General features: G+C 43.3%; 16 protein-coding genes and 1 pseudogene. 8 read left to right on the forward strand and 9 right to left on the reverse strand.

Annotated features, from left to right (window positions below; genetic code table 11):
• Positions 1 to 9 precede the first annotated feature (9 nt).
• Positions 10 to 1,374, forward strand: coding sequence for an acetyl-CoA carboxylase biotin carboxylase subunit (accC, locus tag ACNQO6_RS08290; protein WP_343580907.1), 1,365 nt, complete (start codon positions 10 to 12; stop codon positions 1,372 to 1,374).
• 50 nt (positions 1,375 to 1,424) lie between these two features.
• Here accC and ACNQO6_RS08295 read toward each other — a convergent pair whose 3' ends face one another.
• A complete protein-coding gene (locus ACNQO6_RS08295; protein ID WP_343580906.1) occupies positions 1,425 to 1,904 on the reverse strand; it encodes a hypothetical protein in 480 nt (159 codons plus the stop codon).
• A 202-nt stretch (positions 1,905 to 2,106) separates the two neighbouring features.
• Between ACNQO6_RS08295 and ACNQO6_RS08300 the strand changes: the two genes are divergently transcribed.
• Positions 2,107 to 3,597, forward strand: coding sequence for an amidase (locus tag ACNQO6_RS08300; protein ID WP_440208653.1), 1,491 nt, complete (start codon positions 2,107 to 2,109; stop codon positions 3,595 to 3,597).
• Position 3,598: 1 nt separating this feature from the next.
• Here the strand turns inward: ACNQO6_RS08300 and ACNQO6_RS08305 are convergent, their stop codons facing one another.
• Together ACNQO6_RS08305 and ACNQO6_RS08310 are read right to left on the reverse strand one after the other, a co-directional pair.
• On the reverse strand, positions 3,599 to 4,771 hold the full coding sequence (locus tag ACNQO6_RS08305) for an MFS transporter (protein WP_440208654.1): 1,173 nt from the start codon (positions 4,769 to 4,771) through the stop codon (positions 3,599 to 3,601).
• A gap of 160 nt (positions 4,772 to 4,931) precedes the next feature.
• The gene (locus tag ACNQO6_RS08310) at positions 4,932 to 6,320 is read right to left on the reverse strand and encodes an amino acid permease (protein WP_440208655.1); all 1,389 of its coding nucleotides are present in this window, start codon (positions 6,318 to 6,320) and stop codon (positions 4,932 to 4,934) included.
• Between the two features lie 353 nt (positions 6,321 to 6,673).
• On the opposite strand from ACNQO6_RS08310, the gene fahA reads away from it, so the two are divergent.
• The 4 genes from fahA (at position 6,674) to ACNQO6_RS08330 (ending at position 10,214) form a co-directional block, all read left to right on the forward strand.
• Positions 6,674 to 7,978 (forward strand): fumarylacetoacetase, encoded by a 1,305-nt coding sequence (fahA, locus tag ACNQO6_RS08315; RefSeq protein WP_440208656.1) that lies wholly within the window; start codon positions 6,674 to 6,676, stop codon positions 7,976 to 7,978.
• On the forward strand, positions 7,965 to 8,597 hold the full coding sequence (gene maiA / locus ACNQO6_RS08320; RefSeq protein ID WP_440208657.1) for a maleylacetoacetate isomerase: 633 nt from the start codon (positions 7,965 to 7,967) through the stop codon (positions 8,595 to 8,597). The genes fahA and maiA overlap by 14 nt, the downstream gene beginning before the upstream one ends.
• Before the next feature lie 19 nt (positions 8,598 to 8,616).
• Complete coding sequence (locus ACNQO6_RS08325; protein ID WP_005230124.1) at positions 8,617 to 9,165, forward strand: VOC family protein; 549 nt, start codon at positions 8,617 to 8,619, stop codon at positions 9,163 to 9,165.
• 269 nt (positions 9,166 to 9,434) lie between these two features.
• A complete protein-coding gene (locus ACNQO6_RS08330; RefSeq protein WP_150953777.1) occupies positions 9,435 to 10,214 on the forward strand; it encodes an IclR family transcriptional regulator in 780 nt (259 codons plus the stop codon).
• 65 nt (positions 10,215 to 10,279) lie between these two features.
• Here the strand turns inward: ACNQO6_RS08330 and hppD are convergent, their stop codons facing one another.
• From hppD to ACNQO6_RS08345, 3 genes are all read right to left on the reverse strand, one after another.
• Complete coding sequence (hppD, locus tag ACNQO6_RS08335) at positions 10,280 to 11,335, reverse strand: 4-hydroxyphenylpyruvate dioxygenase (protein WP_343580665.1); 1,056 nt, start codon at positions 11,333 to 11,335, stop codon at positions 10,280 to 10,282.
• A gap of 533 nt (positions 11,336 to 11,868) precedes the next feature.
• On the reverse strand, positions 11,869 to 12,513 hold the full coding sequence (locus ACNQO6_RS08340) for a hypothetical protein (protein ID WP_440208658.1): 645 nt from the start codon (positions 12,511 to 12,513) through the stop codon (positions 11,869 to 11,871).
• Between the two features lie 11 nt (positions 12,514 to 12,524).
• Positions 12,525 to 13,493 (reverse strand): 5'/3'-nucleotidase SurE, encoded by a 969-nt coding sequence (locus ACNQO6_RS08345; protein WP_440208659.1) that lies wholly within the window; start codon positions 13,491 to 13,493, stop codon positions 12,525 to 12,527.
• 183 nt (positions 13,494 to 13,676) lie between these two features.
• Here ACNQO6_RS08345 and ACNQO6_RS08350 point away from each other — a divergent pair, with 183 nt between their 5' ends.
• Entirely contained in the window at positions 13,677 to 13,910 is a 234-nt protein-coding gene (locus ACNQO6_RS08350) for a hypothetical protein (protein ID WP_032869031.1), read from the forward strand.
• Positions 13,911 to 13,956: 46 nt separating this feature from the next.
• Here the strand turns inward: ACNQO6_RS08350 and ACNQO6_RS08355 are convergent, their stop codons facing one another.
• Positions 13,957 to 14,157, reverse strand: a complete 201-nt coding sequence (locus ACNQO6_RS08355) for a hypothetical protein (protein WP_227614385.1) — start codon at positions 14,155 to 14,157, stop codon at positions 13,957 to 13,959.
• Positions 14,158 to 14,270: 113 nt separating this feature from the next.
• Positions 14,271 to 14,453 carry a hypothetical protein gene (locus ACNQO6_RS08360; protein ID WP_440208660.1) on the reverse strand — a complete coding sequence of 61 codons (183 nt, stop codon included), beginning with the start codon at positions 14,451 to 14,453 and terminating at the stop codon, positions 14,271 to 14,273.
• A gap of 252 nt (positions 14,454 to 14,705) precedes the next feature.
• Between ACNQO6_RS08360 and ACNQO6_RS08365 the strand changes: the two genes are divergently transcribed.
• Complete coding sequence (locus ACNQO6_RS08365) at positions 14,706 to 15,920, forward strand: iron-containing alcohol dehydrogenase (protein WP_440208661.1); 1,215 nt, start codon at positions 14,706 to 14,708, stop codon at positions 15,918 to 15,920.
• 241 nt (positions 15,921 to 16,161) lie between these two features.
• Here ACNQO6_RS08365 and ACNQO6_RS08370 read toward each other — a convergent pair.
• A pseudogene (locus tag ACNQO6_RS08370) lies at positions 16,162 to 16,799 on the reverse strand (KGG domain-containing protein); the annotation flags it as partial.

Here is a 16,799-nt window from a genome sequence, read left to right on the forward strand (position 1 = left end):
GGGATTCCGATGTTGCAAAAAGTATTAATTGCAAACCGTGGTGAAATCGCTTTACGAATTACTCGGGCTTGTAAAACTCTTGGCATTAAAACAGTAGGTATCTATTCAGATGCCGACAAAGACTTGATGCATTTACGCTTTGTTGACGAAGCAGTATGTATTGGGCCAGGTACCACAAGTGAAAGCTATTTAAATATTCCTGCGATTATTACTGCTGCAGAAATTACAGGTGCAGATGCCATCCATCCTGGTTATGGCTTCCTGTCTGAAAATGCTGAATTTGCTGAAATTGTAGAAAGCTCAGGTTTTATTTTCATTGGTCCTCGCCCTGAACATATCCGCCTCATGGGAAATAAGGTTTCTGCCATTATTGCCATGAAAAAGTCAGGTGTTCCAACCGTACCGGGTTGTGACCATGCGGTTACCATTCACAATGCACTTGCTGAGGCCAAAGAAATTGGCTTTCCGTTGATCGTAAAAGCTGCCGCAGGTGGTGGTGGTCGTGGTATGCGTATTGTCGAACGTGTCGATACCCTGCTGGAATCGGTTCAGGCGGCACAGCGTGATGCTGAAATGTGGTTCGGTGATGATACCGTCTATATGGAACGTTTCTTACAGAAACCTCGCCATGTCGAAGTACAGGTTCTCGGTGATGGCAATGGCCATGCCATTCACTTATATGATCGTGACTGCTCTTTACAGCGCCGCCATCAAAAAGTGCTAGAAGAAGCACCTGCACCAAACTTACCAGAACAAGCACGTGCGGATATTCTGGAAGCATGTGTCAATGCCTGTAAATTGATGCAGTATCGTGGCGCAGGAACATTTGAGTTCTTGTTTGAAGACGGTGAATTCTTCTTTATTGAAATGAATACACGTGTTCAGGTTGAACATCCTGTGACTGAGATGGTGACAGGCGTGGACATTATTGAACAGCAACTTCGTATTGCTGCGGGTTTAGGCTTAACGCTTGAACAGGAGCAAATCGAAGTCAAAGGTCATGCGATTGAATGTCGTATCAATGCTGAAGACCCAACAACATTCCTACCTTCACCGGGCAAGATTGAAAGCTTCTATGCACCAGGTGGTGCGGGTATTCGCCTAGACTCACATATTTATCAAGGCTATAGCATTCCACCTTACTATGACTCAATGATTGCAAAATTGATTGCACATGGTAAAGATCGTGAAACCTCTTTGGCCCGTATGCGCCAAGCCTTAGATGAAATGATTCTGACCGGAATTAAAACCAATATTCCACTGCATAAAGATCTTATCCTGCAAGATAAGAACTTCTGTGAACAGGCAATGGATATTCATTACCTCGAAAAACACTTGCTCAAACAGCTGGAACCGCAAGCTGAAAAAGCCTAAATAAAAAAAGCCTCTTATATAAAGAGGCTTTTTTTATATCTGTTTAATGATTAAGGTAATACGCGGCGCAAGGTAGCAAAGCATTTATCGCCCTTCTCGCTGGCACAGAAATCAATGGTGTGATCGTTTGACCATTTCACGAAATATTGGGAAACTTCACCAGTTTGGTCCTGGGCCTGGCCAGAGCAATCTTTTTCATTATTGTCATACTTGATCTGCAAGATCAGTGCAGGTAAGCGCTCTTGATGGTCTTCAGAAGGTTGATAGTCATATAAACCGTACGACCATTCCTGTCCGCTTTTAATCACCACGTCGCTGGAACCACGAAAATTATAGTACTCCACGCATTTCTTATTATTTGGAATCTCCATTCCCCACAACCCCATAATTTCAGGGCGTGTGGTTACACGAATCGCACTCGCTTTAGCCACTTGCTGTGGTGTTGGTGCTGCCTTGTTATTTACGACCGTCTCGGCCATAGTCCATGTTGAGCAAGCCCATAATAATCCAATAATATAAATATTTTTCATAGATTTAATTAAGTCGTCATCTAAAACGGTGCATGCGCTTAAATTAGCATATTTTTTAATAAAAGCATGCATTCATAACCATATAAACACAATATTTTTGGCATGTAACTTAATTGATGATTCTGTTATTTTTTCAGGTATTCTATTTCACAACTTAGATTTATTTTTACTTTATAACAATTTAGCTTTAGGGATAAAAGCCATGAAGTTTTCAGAATATGTGCAATACGATGGTCTTGGACTGGCCCAATTAGTCAAAACAAAACAAATCCATGCTTCCGAATTGCTGGAAATTGCACTACAACGCACCCAACAGGTCAATCCCAAGCTCAACGCTGTCATTATTCCCATGTACGAACAGGCAAAACAGCGCGCAAGCCAACAACGTTCTGGCGCATTTGCAGGTGTTCCGTTTCTGGTGAAAGATCTGTTTCAGGAATACCAAGGTATCCCGACCTCTTATGGTAGTCATGCCCTTAAAAATCGAAATTACGTCCCTGATTTTAATGCTGAAATTGTAAATCGCTGGGAAAATATCGGTATTGTCACTTTTGGCCGGACCAACACGCCAGAGTTTGGCATAAAAGGCATTACCGAACCCGATGCGTGGGGTTCATGCCATAACCCGTGGAATTTAAAGCATAATAGCGGCGGTTCTTCAGGCGGTTCAGCCTCTGCGGTAGCGGCAGGTCTTGTCCCGATTGCGGGTGCAGGTGATGGCGGTGGTTCAATCCGTATCCCCGCTTCTTATTGCGGTCTATTTGGCTTAAAACCCAGTCGCGGACGTACGCCGTGGGGACCACAATTTAGCGAAGCGATGCACGGCGCAGCCATGCAGCATGTTCTCAGCAAAACTGTACGTGATAGTGCTGCCATGCTTGATGCCGAGCAAGGCCCTGAACAAACGTCACTGTTTAGAATTGAAGCGCCAGCACAAAAATACAGTGACATCATTCAACAAGCACCTAAAAAGCTTAGAATCGCGTTTAATACCCAATCCCCGATTGGCACCAAAGTATCTCAAGATGCGATTCAAGCAGTGCAACAAACCGCAAAACTACTGGAATCATTGGGTCATATGGTGGTGGAAGATCACCCCCAAATTGATGGTTTGGCCTTGGCAAAAGACTTCGTGACCACATGGTTTAGCCAGTTTTCTTATATGCAGGCACAAATCAAACAGCAATATGGGGCAACCGATCAGGACTTTGAACTGGATTCAATCGCATTAGCCGCTTTTGGAGCCAAAACCACGGCAACAGAATATATTCATACCCTTGATAATTGGGGCCTCTATAGCACCCAGATGAATATTTTCTTTGAACAATATGATCTGTATCTTACCCCTAGCACCGCTTCGGTGGCGCCAAAGAACGGTGAAGTTGCGACCCCCGCCTGGCAGAAACCTATTTTGAAAGGCTTATTAAAACTGGGCAAAGCGCATTATCTTGCTCAAGGTAAACTGGTCGAAAAAATGGTACAGGACAACCTGAGCTGGGTCCCTTTTACCCAGTTAGCCAATGTCACCGGCTTGCCGGCCATGTCCGTTCCCCTCTACTGGAATAAACAAGGCTTGCCACTGGGTAGTCAGTTTATCGCGCCATTTGGACGGGAAGATCGCTTACTGCAACTCGCTGCTCAACTCGAGCAGGCACAACCCTGGATGCCTCAATATCAGCATATCCAGCTCTAGACTAGCTTTTGGTTGCCGTTTCAAGCTGATTCGGTAGCCATACCACCAATAATAGTCCCAATAATACCACAGCACTGGCACAGAAAAAGATGGTCATGCCTGAAAGCATCTGCCAGTAATGCCCTGCCAATAAACTGCCAGATGCCACACCTAAGCCCCACATAGTGCTATACAGTGCTTGTCCACGGCCTTGTTGCTCTGCCGAAAAATTCTGGAAAATGATTTTCATGGCGATCAGATGGAACAAACCAAAACTAAAGGCATGTAAGCATTGCGTGAGTAATTGGCCAATATAATTGCTCTCTAATACCCCTACCAGCCACCAGCGCAAGCTGGTGAGCAACAAGCAAATCACCACCAGTGTCCGCCAAGAAAAGCGGGTAAAAAAGACTTTTTGCGCGACTGAAAACATGACAATCTCGGCAATCACCCCCATCGCCCATAAACTACCGATTTGTGTGGTACTGAAACCGATTTCCCTGAGAAAATTACTATAGAAACTATAAAATGGTGCCAATGAAAATAATAAAATAAATTCAATACTAAAGAATGCCGCTACAACTGGTTTTTTCAGAACAGGCCACAAGGGCTGTAATTTTTTTTGCGAGCTCGGCGCATGCTCTGGTTCCTTAATGCTAAATGACCAAAGAAAAGCCAGAAATGAAATTGCCAAAAGTAATATTGGCAGCATAGCAATCGGGATAATCTCCAGTAATGCACCAATCACAAATACCCCAACAATAAACCCGACTGAACCCCACTTCCGTACTTTGCCATACAGTTCAGCTCGTTTCTCACCCAGCCAGAATAAGGTCACTCCTTCAAACTGCGCCAGAATGGCATTTTGAAAAAAACTAAAAATCAGCATCAACAAGGCAACCGATTGAAAACTATTTGGAATCACAAATATGGCGAACCAGATACAGGCTTCCATCCAGGTGGCAATACGTACCAGTAGCATGCGTTTGCCCGATTTATCGGCAATCCAGCCCCAGATCAGCGGTGCAAAGAAACGGGTAATAATGGCGATGGAAGAAAGAATGCCAATCTCTTGATAGTTGAACCCCTGATCTTGCAGATACACGTTCCAGTACGGCATGAACGTCCCAACGATGGCATAGTAGAATAGATAAAAACCACCTAAGCGGGTCTGGATATTCAAAGATGGAAACAATTCAAAAGCCTTAAGATTGATTACTTGATCTATGCATGAATCTTATCTTATTTAGACATCTAATTCGTACTCAATAACAATGAAGACTCCATTTTTTAGATATGACCAATAAAAAAGGGCTGAAAATCCAGCCCTTTTATTTACATCATTTATTCAAAATTTATGCATCTGTATTCAAGGCAACACTCGGTTGGGCATTTTTCAACTTACGCTGCTTTAAAAAATACGCCAGCATTAAACACAGAATCCAGCCAGGGATCATCATCACCGCAATACGCATATCTGGTGTTAATGACATCACTACCAAGATTCCCAGCATAAAAATCATGCAAAGATAATTACTAAATGGATAGGCAATACTTGGGAATTTGGTTGTAACGCCCTGAGCCTGCATGGTTTTACGGAACTTGAGATGTGTCCACGAAATAACCACCCAGTTAATCACAATGGCAGCCACCACCAGCATCATCAGTAGACCAAATGCTTTTTCAGGGAATGCATAGTTCAACAATACACACAAAACCGTCACGAAAGCTGAAAGATAAACGGCATGGGTTGGAATCCCGCGCTTATTGATATGCTTGAGGAATTTCGGTGCATTGCCTTGTTGAGCCAGACCTAACAGCATACGGCTGCTGCAATAACTGGTCCCGTTATAAACTGATACGGCTGCAGTCAGAATCACAAAGTTAAGTAAAGTCGCTACACCCTGACTATCCAGTGAGGCAAATACCATCACGAATGGACTTCCACCTTGTGCCATCTGGTTCCAAGGAAATAATGCAAACAGAATGAAAAGTGTCGCAATATAGAAAATCAGGATACGGTAAATAATCTGATTGACGGCTTTTGGCAAGGTTTTATCCGGTTCACGCGCTTCAGCTGCAGTAATCCCAAACAACTCGATTCCACCAAAGGCAAAGATAATGACGGCCATCGCCATCACTAAACCTTCAACACCAAACGGGAAGAATCCACCTAATGCCCAAAGGTTACTGATGCTGGCCTGTGGTCCTGCTGTGCCGGTTGCAAGCAAATAGGAACCAAAGGCGATCATGGCCAGAATTGCCAGAATCTTGACAATGGAAAACCAGAACTCCATTTCGCCAAAAAATTTGACGTGTAACAGGTTGATACCGTTAATTAAAATAAAGAAAGCCAGTGCCGAAACCCAGGTCGGGATTTCAGGCCACCAATACTGAATATACAGGCCAATTGCACTTAACTCTGCCATACACACCAGAACATTGAGTACCCAATAGTTCCAGCCCGACATGAAGCCTGCAAATGAGCCCCAGTATTTATAGGCAAAATGACTGAATGAACCACTAACTGGCTCTTGCACCACCATTTCACCTAGCTGACGCATCATAAGAAATGCAATCAGTCCTGCAATCGCATAACCCAATATGACTGAGGGACCCGCCAGCTTGATTGATTGGGAAATTCCAAGAAACAGACCTGTACCAATCGCACCACCTAGCGCAATAAGCTGGATGTGCCGATTGCTCAGACCATGTTTCAGGTTTCCTTGCTCCTGATTTGACATATGATTATTCTCGTCCTTGTCGCGTAATTTTTTTGTCTAAAATTACGTATATCATAAATTAATCACCAATGCCTACCTCAAATCAAAAAATAATTGATTTACTTTTCAGATAACCGCGCATATAAACAGAAAATTCAATAAATAACAAATATTATGAATAATGTAATTAAATTATGTATTGCGTAATTAATTATTTTCAGTATGATAGAAATCATAAAGTCAATATTTCTTGCTTGAACCCAAGCCGCTGAATGGATAAGACGAAAAATATCTGTCGTTTTTTCAAAAGTTTGAACAGAGCAAGATAAAAAATTTAATCGTTTTTATAGAATGAGAAACAAGGAAGGTACAGCATGGCACAACAATTAACCTGTTTTTTTGAGATTGATCCGCAATCAGATTTCACGATTCATAATTTGCCGTACGGTATCTTTAGCGAAACAGCACAAGGAAATCAGCGTGTTGGTGTTGCGATCGGTGACTGGGTACTCGATCTTGCAGCTTTGGAAGCAAATGGCCTACTCCACAGCAGTGTGCCAAACTGTTTTAATCAAACCACACTGAATAAATTTATCGAGACCGGTAAGCAAAACTGGCAAGCCATTCGTAAAACCTTACAAAGCTTACTGTCTGCTGAAAATCCCGCATTACGCGATAACGCAGATTTACGCCAGAAAGCCTTATTCAAACAAGATGCCGTTACGCTACATTTACCTGTGCATGTGCCAGGTTACACCGATTTTTACTCATCTAAAGAACATGCCACCAATGTGGGCACCATGTTTAGAGACCCGAAAAATGCACTGCTCCCTAACTGGAGTGAACTGCCTGTAGGCTATAACGGTCGTGCCAGCTCTGTAATCGTCAGTGGCAAAGATATTGTCCGCCCTTCTGGTCAGATCAAGTTACCGAATGAAGAACGTCCTGTTTTTTCAGCAACACGCAAACTCGACTTTGAGCTGGAAACGGCGTTTGTGGTGGGTAAAGCGACTGAACTGGGTGAACCGATTGCGATTGAAAATGCATGGGATCATATCTTTGGAATGGTGCTCTTAAACGACTGGTCAGCACGTGATATCCAGCAATGGGAATATGTTCCGCTGGGCCCGTTCAATGCCAAGACTTTTGCCAGCGCGATTTCACCATGGATCGTCACCATGGAAGCCTTAGCGCCATTTAAAGTGCAAGGCCCGGAACAACAACCGCAACCTCTTGCTTACTTACAGGAAAATGTTGCCAACAGCTATGACATTCATCTGAGTGTTGAAGTACAAACCCCTCAAGCACAACAAGCAGAAGTGATTTGCCAGACCAACTTTAAATATATGTACTGGTCGATGGCACAACAACTGACTCACCACACCATTGCAGGTTGTAACGTGCAGGTTGGCGATTTAATGGGCTCTGGTACCATTTCAGGGCCAACTGAAAACTCTTACGGCAGCTTGCTTGAGTTGACCTGGAATACCACCAAGCCACTTCAGCTATCCAACGGTGAAACACGTGGTTTCCTTGAAGATGGCGATCGTGTGGTCATGAAAGGTTATTGTGAAAAAGATGGCATTCGCGTGGGCTTTGGCGAAGTTGCCAATACCATTTTACCCGCACGTCACTTTGCCTTTAATGAACAAAAGGACGAGCGCTATGAAACTGTATAGCTATTTTCGTAGCTCGGCCGCGTACCGTGTCCGTATTGCGCTGAACCTGAAACAGATTGCCTATGAAACTCAGCCTGTTCATTTAGTCAAAAATGAACAGCAACAGGCAAATTATGTTGCGCTGAATCCAAGCCAACTTGTTCCTACACTGATTGATCAGGATCAGGCGCTTTCACAGTCACTCAGTATTTTGGAATATCTGGAAGAACAGTACCCGGAAAAGCCACTGTTGCCTAAAGATGTGATTGAACGGGCCAAAGTACGAGCCTTTGCTCAGGTCATCGCCTGTGACATTCATCCGCTGGATAATCTGAGAGTGTTGAAATATCTCAAAAATGATCTTGCGGTCAGCGATGAGCAAAAAAATCAATGGTATCAGCACTGGATTATTGAAGGCTTTAAAAGTCTGGAAAAACAGTTGCAGCATTCCAATGGACAATTCTGTTTTGGCACACAAGCCACTTTTGCTGACTGTTGCCTGATTCCTCAGGTCTATAACGCCAAGCGCTTCAAAATAGAGTTAAGCGCTTTTCCAAAAATTGAATCGATTTATCAACATTGTCTAACCCTTCCAGCATTTTTACATGCTGCACCAGAACAACAACCAGATTGGGAATAACGATAAAAGGAGTTTTATCATGAGCTTTGCAATTAAAAAAATTCATCATGTGGCCTATCGCTGTAAAGATGCCAAAGAAACCGTGGAATGGTATAAAAAAATGCTTAACATGGATTTCATTCTGGCCTTTGCAGAAGACCATGTCCCGTCGACCAAAGCCTTTGATCCTTATATGCATCTCTTTCTCGATGCCGGGCAAGGCAATGTACTGGCATTTTTTGAACTCCCCACCCAACCTGAAATGGGACGTGATGAAAATACACCACAATGGGTGCAACATATTGCCTTTGAAGTTGAAGACTTAGATGCCTTGATGACAGCAAAAGCACATCTGGAAGAAAACGGGGTCAAGGTGCTCGGTGTCACCAACCATGGTATTTTCCACTCGATCTATTTCTTTGATCCCAATGGTCACCGTCTGGAGCTGACCTACAATGATGTGCATGCTGATGCGAAAATTGCACGCATTACCGAAGAAATGAAACTGGAAATGCTGGACGAATGGAGCCGAACCAAACGTGCTCCACACCATACGCACTTCCTGCATGAAGATGAATTAGGCGCCTAGTTCAGGTTCAAGCGCTCGGCATTGGGGATCTATCGCTTCAATGCCGATTTTTATTGCCTGAATTTAAGTCAGGTATCGGCTGTTCATGGCCGATCGATGCTTGTCATATAAATATCGTGTAAGCTGATTAAAAACAATTGTATGCTTATACAATTCACCTATTTAAATCATTTAAAAAGGTGATTTCTATTTTAGCTCATGCTCAGGCATTATGTACTGCAGTAAAACGAAATACGGATCGCGAACGTATGCAGATTAAGGGTTAATGAATGATTGAAGAAAAATTATCTGGTGGGGTTCAATCACTTGAGGTCGGTTTAGCCGTACTCAATGCCCTTTTGGAACATAACAAACCGATTATATTAAAAGAACTGTCTAGCCGACTGGATATGCACCCTGCCAAGGTTCACCGTTATCTGGTCAGCCTGATCCGCATGAACTATGCCAAACAGCTTGAGGACGGTCAGTATGCCTTGGGTGATCAGGCATGGCGTCTGGGTCTAAACTGTATTCAGCATACCGATGTATTACAACTGGTACAGCATCTGATTTACGAATTACAAAACAAGATTGGGTGCGGCATCCAGATCAGTAAATGGTCACCTAGAGGCCCGCTCGTGGTGCAGTCCATTGAGTCAAACCACCCGATTTCAATTGTCACCAAAGTGGGTTCGGTTATGCCTCTGATCAACTCCGCTGCGGGACGGGTATTTGCATCTTACATGCCAGAGGCGATCATTAAGCCGCTTATGCTGGCTGAATGGGATAAAGCTGCACAGAACCATTACCCGATCAAACCAGGCAATTGGGATGAGTTTCTTACTCTCAAACAAACGACACTGCAACACGGTATGGCGATCGCACAAGGCGATTTGCTGGTCGGGATCAATGCGGTGGGTTTACCAATTTTTAATGCCCATCACTCGATGGAGTTCTGTATCGTGGCGCTGGATAGTGAAATGTTCTTCTCGGTACAGGAAGGCAGTGAAAAACTGGAACTGTTTAAACGTGAAGTGGCTGCCATCAATCAATATATTCAAACCCGTTAATTTTTAGGCAGCAAAAGAAGCCAGAAAGTTCACTTTCTGGCTTTTTCGTTTCTTCCAGTTTTAGCTTATTTGGCTTCTAATACACCACGGCGAATCTGGTCACGCTCGATTGATTCAAACAACGCCTTGAAGTTACCTTCGCCAAAGCCATCATCATCTTTACGTTGAATAAATTCAAAGAAGACTGGCCCCAGCATGTTTTGCGAGAAAATCTGTAATAACAGTTTTTTCTGACCATCTTTGGTGTTGCCATCCAGCAAGATACCGCGTTTTTGCAGCTCTTCAGTTGGCTCGCCATGATCAGGTAAACGCTCTTTCAACATTTCATAATAGGTTTCAGGCGGTGCTGTCATAAACTCCATGCCTAAACCTTTTAACTTGTCCCATGTTGAAATCAGGTCATCGGTAATAAAGGCAATATGCTGGATGCCCTCACCATTAAAGTCCGCAAGGAACTCGGCAATCTGACCGTTACCCTTGTCTGAATCTTCATTCAATGGAATACGGATCATGCCATCAGGCGCAGTCAAGGCTTTCGAGGTTAAACCGGTATATTCACCTTTAATATCGAAGTAACGGATTTCCTGAAAATTAAAGATTTTTTCATAGAAGTTCGCCCAGTATTCCATACGTCCTTTATAAACGTTATGGGTTAAATGGTCGATTTCATTTAAGCCTGCGCCTTTTGGATTGCGCTCGACATCATCAAAGAAAACAAAGTCATTTTCATAAATATCACGGTCAACCAGGAAGATTGGCATACCACCAATACCCTTGATTGCAGGAATATTCAATTCCATTGGACCCGCTTGTGAATACATTGGTTCTGCGCCCAATTCGACTGCATTTTTAAATGCCTTGGCTGCATCACGAGTTCTAAAGCCCATTGCACATGCAGATGGACCATGTTCTTTAAAGAAGAATGAAGCATAGGATTCTGGCTGGTAATTCAAAATGATATTGATATTACCCTGACGCCATAAATAAACTTTTTTAGATTTATGCTTCGCCACCTTGGTAAAGCCGATTGTTTCAAAGATCTGGTCTAATCCATTTTCCGTCGAAACAAATTCAATAAAAGCAAAACCACATAGTTCTAATGGGTTATCTAAAATGTCCATCTAGTTTCCCTTATTTAGATAAATTCATCCGTTGTGAATGCAAATTCCCACGTTTTGTTTTGGCTAATCTAAGCTGACTCAACAAACTGGTACTAATCTGCATTACGTTTAGAAAAGGTCACCGGTGTTTTTATAAGTATGTCAAAAGCATCCGTGTTGAAACCTTTCCTTCCATAAGTAAGCCCATGCAATCATAAGTATGAACTTTTTCTGCATAGGCCCTCAACCATAAATTCATGCTACAAGAAAGATTTAATTTATGCAATACATAATTAAATTATGTTATGTGTAATTTTATGGGTTTTTTCTTATCCAACATCAGCTGTTTTAAGCTCCATTCGGGCTAATTCTTGCAGGAGACAGAATTTAAAAAGAAAAATGCCATGAACTAAATCAGACATTGGTCTCAAGAACAGAAAATCAGCGTTTTAGAAGCAGAATCTTATTTTGAATAAAAATCAGGAAGGTCTAGAAATAAGGAATATAGAAGATGAAGACATACCGATAACACATTTATCGGTATGCCCCTATTTTTAGGATGGAAATGCCCAAAGATCCTGAGCACCGATGCGATCTGATAACAATCTGAAAGCAGCCGGTTCCAGATCCTGATCGACCACGATATAGCCTTTTTCATTATTCTTTAAGGCTGAACATTTATTTTCAGTGAATTGATAACTCACGGTATTTGCCAATACGCTTTCACTGATTTTTGCGGTAAAGCGACAGTTTTGATCGCGTGAAACCATTTGCCCTTGCGCTTTCACTTCAACTGGAATCGAACTGCCGTCAACCAAAGATAAGGTATAGCGTCCTACCAGCTCATTCACACTTAGCTTTTGATCAGCAATTTTTTCATAATGGGCAAACTCAAGCTTAAGATTCTTATCGCTTTGATTGCTATGCCATGTGTTAGTTGCTACATCATAATGCATTACGATCTGAGCACGATCTTGCTCATCATTCAAAACCACCAGCTTGCTGCCATCCGCACCTGAATAGTATTTACCCACCGTCGGCAATTCCTTATCGGTTTCGATACTGACCGAATAAGTACCCACCGCTAAAGCAGGCACTGGCTCAGGCTTCTCGACGGGTTGTTCTTGCCAGTCATGGTTGTCATCATGACAAGCACTCAAGGCTAAGCCCAAAAGTAATATCCATAAACAACGTTGCATTGGCCTTCCCCTTACTTGAACAGGTTTTTAAGACGGATCTTGAGCCATTCCTGCGCTGCTGGACGATGGTCATAGGCCACTTGCATTGCAGTCACTGCAATCTTGCTTTGCACCACCGCACTTTCGTCTGTTGCTTGAGCTGCTGTCGGGGCACTGGAATTCATGCCAAAACCTAAACCGTATTGATTGGCACCTTTATCATCTTTACTGACCTTAAAATTAAAGTTGTACAGGTCATAGCTACCAATTTTCGAGAAGGCAAACGGCGTGCTGATGTTTAAGTTCTTTGGAAAGTTGACATTCAAACTAATGCCTTTCGGTAACAAAGCACCCTGTCCCGCTTTATTTTGAAGCTCCTTCAGTAATAGGACCGTCTGTTTTGCCACAATCACGGAATTGGGATTGTTTAAGGTCTTGTCATCCACCGTATTGGAGTCTGCACTTAAAGCAATCGATGGAATGCCACGGGCTGCCGAAAATTGTACATTACCAATCGTGCCGGAATGAACCACCACCCGACCAACATTCTGCCCTTCATTGGGACCCGACAGGACCAGATCAGGGGCTTTGCCCCAGCGCTTATTGGCAACCACATCCAGACCATACGCAGTGGCCATAACCGGTGTGCCGTGAACATAGTTCCAGTCGCCATTGTTATAACCGGCTTTACTAAAAGGGCCAGCGGCTGGTGCGCCAATCACTGCCGCTCCATTATGGCAGCCGTTTTCAGCCGCAATCTGCTTATCATTGTCTGCTGAAATTACGCTGGTGCTGTACATCACGATCGCCCCGCCACGCCCACTTTGCGGTGAACATGGCACAGAGACCAGCACACTATGACCATTGGCCTTTAACTCGTCATACAGCGCTTTGACATTACTGGTTAAACCATCATCGTTGACGATTAAAATATTTAAAGCAAAGGTCTGCGTGCTACAGACCGCTAAAATTAATCCACCCCAAAAATGCTTTTTCATCATTCGATCACTATTTAAAATATTTGCTAGAAACAATAGTGTCGGTATATGAAAATTTTATGACCCACCTCCTTTAAATGCCTTAGAAAACAAACGGCTTCAAATTCGGGTTACTGTCTTAATTTCTTAACAAAGTTCGATTAGTTTAAATAAACAATACATGCGGACTGAAGAGATCACTAAGTCATGAACGAGATATCAACCTTCGAAAAATTGACCCAACTGCTTGATGCGTATAGTCATGAACATGGTGCCAGACCGCAAAAAATTTTAATTGGCTATAAGGCCTATTATCATCTTATGGGAAACTCAAACTTCGCCACAGAAGTCACCGATTCAGCCTTAAATCCAAATAAAAGAAGATATAAAAAGATAAAAATCAAGGTCACTAAAGATGACTATCAACTTGAGCTGGAATAATGTTCTTGCCTAAAGAGGCAGGTGGTTCTATCTATAATGTATGGGCTTAGATCAGAATTTCATTTTCGTTATAATATTTTTCCAGTTCAGTAATCAACTGTTCTTTGCCATCCATGCCATAGAATGCAAAATTGATTTTTTCCAGATAATTGACAATAAAAATCAGGCGACTGTTTTCATCATTCTGACGCTTCTTTTCTTGCAGGAACTTTTTATATGCGATAAACAGTTGCTCACTTTTACGCATTTTTTGCCTTCTCAAGCGCACTTTATTTTCTAGCTCAAACATATACTTTAGACCTTACTCCTTCGGAAATAAAAACCCACCGAAGTGGGTTCAGAAGCCATCAGAATGTTGTGTTAGAAAACATCAAAATTATTATTTTTATGCTCTAACCAACTATTTCTTGTTGTTGTAGAACCAGCATAGTCTGAGGTGATGACAGTTCTATGACGCATCAGATGCCTTTCCATTCCCTTTTCATCAGCTTGGCTTTCTACACGATGTTGTTGGGCATTTTTGAGGGTATGCGATGAGGTCATTGATGACTCTTTTCCAGATAAATTACTTTGCTATAAGGCAGTTGGAGACGAATTTTTTCCAGCTTTAAATGATCGAGATAATGAATAATTGAATCACGAGGTCAAAAATAGACGTGAGTACATAGGATTGGTTTCTGGAAAAGTGCCCGCCTTTTTTGTTTGACTTGCGTAGGGGTAAAATATATACATAAATAATGATACAGGTTGTATCACGATATAAAAATACAAGAATCAAGAATAGGATGAATAACAATGTCTCATCAAATTAATCTGCCAAGGATTATGGAAATTGGCAAAAATGCACGAAGCAAGCTTCCCCTGATTCTGAATAGTTTAGGTGCAAAAAAACCACTGATCATTACCGATAAGATGATGGTTTCACTAGGATACATCGCCCAGATTCAAGCAATATTAAAGGCCGAACAGATCGACAGTGATTACTTTGATGAAACCATTCCCGAACCCACGTCGAGCTCGATTGAAGCAGGTGTTGAGCATGTCAAAAACCATGATTACGATGCCATTATCGCGATTGGTGGCGGCAGCCCGATAGACAGTGCAAAAGCAATCAGCATTTTGAGTAAACACGGTGGTGTTATCGCTGATTATAAATTTCCCCGCCAAGTTAATGAAATAGGCCTTCCGATTATTGCCATCCCGACCACAGCAGGAACAGGTTCTGAATGTACACGTTTCACCATCATTACCAATGACCTGACCAGTGAAAAGATGCTCTGTGCGGGTTTAGGCTTTTTGCCTGTTGCAGCGATTATCGACTATGAACTGACGATGTCACTGCCTGCCCGAACTACGGCAGATACAGGAATTGATGCACTGACCCATGCCATGGAAGCCTATGTGAGTAAAAAAGCCAGTCCCTATAGTGATGCGCAAGCAATCGCTGCAATGAAACTGATCGGACCAAATTTGCAAAAAGCGTATCACCAGCCTGGCAATGAATCTGCTCGTGAAAAGATGATGCTTGGTTCAACGTTGGCAGGCATTGCCTTTTCAAATGCCTCTGTTGCGTTAGTACATGGCATGAGCCGCCCGATTGGTGCTTTTTTCCATGTCCCTCATGGTTTGTCGAATGCCATGTTATTACCTAGCGTCACGGCTTTTTCAATTCAAGCCGCACCTGAGCGCTATGCAGAATGTGCCAAAGCGATCGGCTGTGCGGATTATGATGACTCGGATCAGGTCGCCAATCAAAAGCTTATTCATACCCTCATTGAGATCAATCAAGATTTGGCGGTACCCAGCTTAGCTGAATTTGGCATCAGTAAAAGTGATTTTGATCAGGTGGTACAGACTATGGCTGAGCAAGCATTGGCTTCAGGTTCACCGTTAAATAATCCAGTTGTACCCACAATTGAACAGATCATCACGCTTTATCAACAACTTTGGCAAGGGCCAAAACCGGCACTGATTTACGAGAATAAACTTACCGAAAAAAGCTACACATAGAACTGATCTAAAAGGCTGAGCATGATCGCTTATCTGCCACACGATTATGCAATTTATCTGCGAATCTTGAGGTCTATCGAATGTTTCAGAGCTGCTAGAAGCTGTTGAGCGGCCAAAAAATGAAATACTCATTAAAAAAGGATATTGAGTAAAAGACTTACTCAATATCCCTTAAGCGTGACTCAATAATGGTTTAGGCTAAAAGCGCTGGCCATTATTGAATGCAATCAAAGCGCTGGGTTTAGCTGGTAAAGCGCCCGTATTCATCGCGTTTTTGATTACCGCGCCCACGGCCGCCACGATCATCTTCATCGTCGTCATCATAACGGCTACGGCCTCGACCACCAGAACGGTTACCACCTCGACGATCATCTTCATCGTCATCATCACGACGGCTGCGACCTCGGCCACCGGAACGGCTACCGCCACGATCATCTTCATCGTCGTCATCATAACGGCTACGGCCTCGACCACCGGAACGATTGCCACCGCGACGATCATCTTCATCATCGTCATCACGACGGCTGCGGCCTCGGCCGCCAGAACGGTTACCACCGCGATCATCTTCATCATCGTCATCACGGCGGCTGCGACCACGACCACCGGAGCGGTTACCGCGACGATCATCATAATCATCGTCGTCATCGTCATTGCGGCTGCGGCCACGACTACCTGAACGGTTACCGCGACGATCATCTTCATCATCGTCATCACGGCGGCTGCGACCACGACCACCGGAACGGTTGCCACCGCGATCATCTTCGTCGTCATCATCACGACGGCTGCGACCACGACCACCGGAACGGCTGCCACCACGATCATCTTCATCGTCGTCATCGTCATTGCGGCTGCGGCCACGACTACCTGAACGGTTACCGC

The organism is Acinetobacter calcoaceticus (genome assembly GCF_051947995.1).
GTDB lineage: Bacteria > Pseudomonadota > Gammaproteobacteria > Pseudomonadales > Moraxellaceae > Acinetobacter.

What these genes read in the sequence shown, in the direction of transcription:
- accC (WP_343580907.1), top strand. Translation starts at nt 10, where the DNA reads ATGTTGCAAAAAGTATTAATTGCAAACCGTGGTGAAATCGCTTTACGA.
- ACNQO6_RS08295 (WP_343580906.1), bottom strand. Translation starts at nt 1,904, where the DNA reads ATGAAAAATATTTATATTATTGGATTATTATGGGCTTGCTCAACATGG.
- ACNQO6_RS08300 (WP_440208653.1), top strand. Translation starts at nt 2,107, where the DNA reads ATGAAGTTTTCAGAATATGTGCAATACGATGGTCTTGGACTGGCCCAA.
- ACNQO6_RS08310 (WP_440208655.1), bottom strand. Translation starts at nt 6,320, where the DNA reads ATGTCAAATCAGGAGCAAGGAAACCTGAAACATGGTCTGAGCAATCGG.
- fahA (WP_440208656.1), top strand. Translation starts at nt 6,674, where the DNA reads ATGGCACAACAATTAACCTGTTTTTTTGAGATTGATCCGCAATCAGAT.
- maiA (WP_440208657.1), top strand. Translation starts at nt 7,965, where the DNA reads ATGAAACTGTATAGCTATTTTCGTAGCTCGGCCGCGTACCGTGTCCGT.
- ACNQO6_RS08325 (WP_005230124.1), top strand. Translation starts at nt 8,617, where the DNA reads ATGAGCTTTGCAATTAAAAAAATTCATCATGTGGCCTATCGCTGTAAA.
- ACNQO6_RS08330 (WP_150953777.1), top strand. Translation starts at nt 9,435, where the DNA reads ATGATTGAAGAAAAATTATCTGGTGGGGTTCAATCACTTGAGGTCGGT.
- hppD (WP_343580665.1), bottom strand. Translation starts at nt 11,335, where the DNA reads ATGGACATTTTAGATAACCCATTAGAACTATGTGGTTTTGCTTTTATT.
- ACNQO6_RS08340 (WP_440208658.1), bottom strand. Translation starts at nt 12,513, where the DNA reads ATGCAACGTTGTTTATGGATATTACTTTTGGGCTTAGCCTTGAGTGCT.
- ACNQO6_RS08345 (WP_440208659.1), bottom strand. Translation starts at nt 13,493, where the DNA reads ATGATGAAAAAGCATTTTTGGGGTGGATTAATTTTAGCGGTCTGTAGC.
- ACNQO6_RS08350 (WP_032869031.1), top strand. Translation starts at nt 13,677, where the DNA reads ATGAACGAGATATCAACCTTCGAAAAATTGACCCAACTGCTTGATGCG.
- ACNQO6_RS08355 (WP_227614385.1), bottom strand. Translation starts at nt 14,157, where the DNA reads ATGCGTAAAAGTGAGCAACTGTTTATCGCATATAAAAAGTTCCTGCAA.
- ACNQO6_RS08360 (WP_440208660.1), bottom strand. Translation starts at nt 14,453, where the DNA reads ATGACCTCATCGCATACCCTCAAAAATGCCCAACAACATCGTGTAGAA.
- ACNQO6_RS08365 (WP_440208661.1), top strand. Translation starts at nt 14,706, where the DNA reads ATGTCTCATCAAATTAATCTGCCAAGGATTATGGAAATTGGCAAAAAT.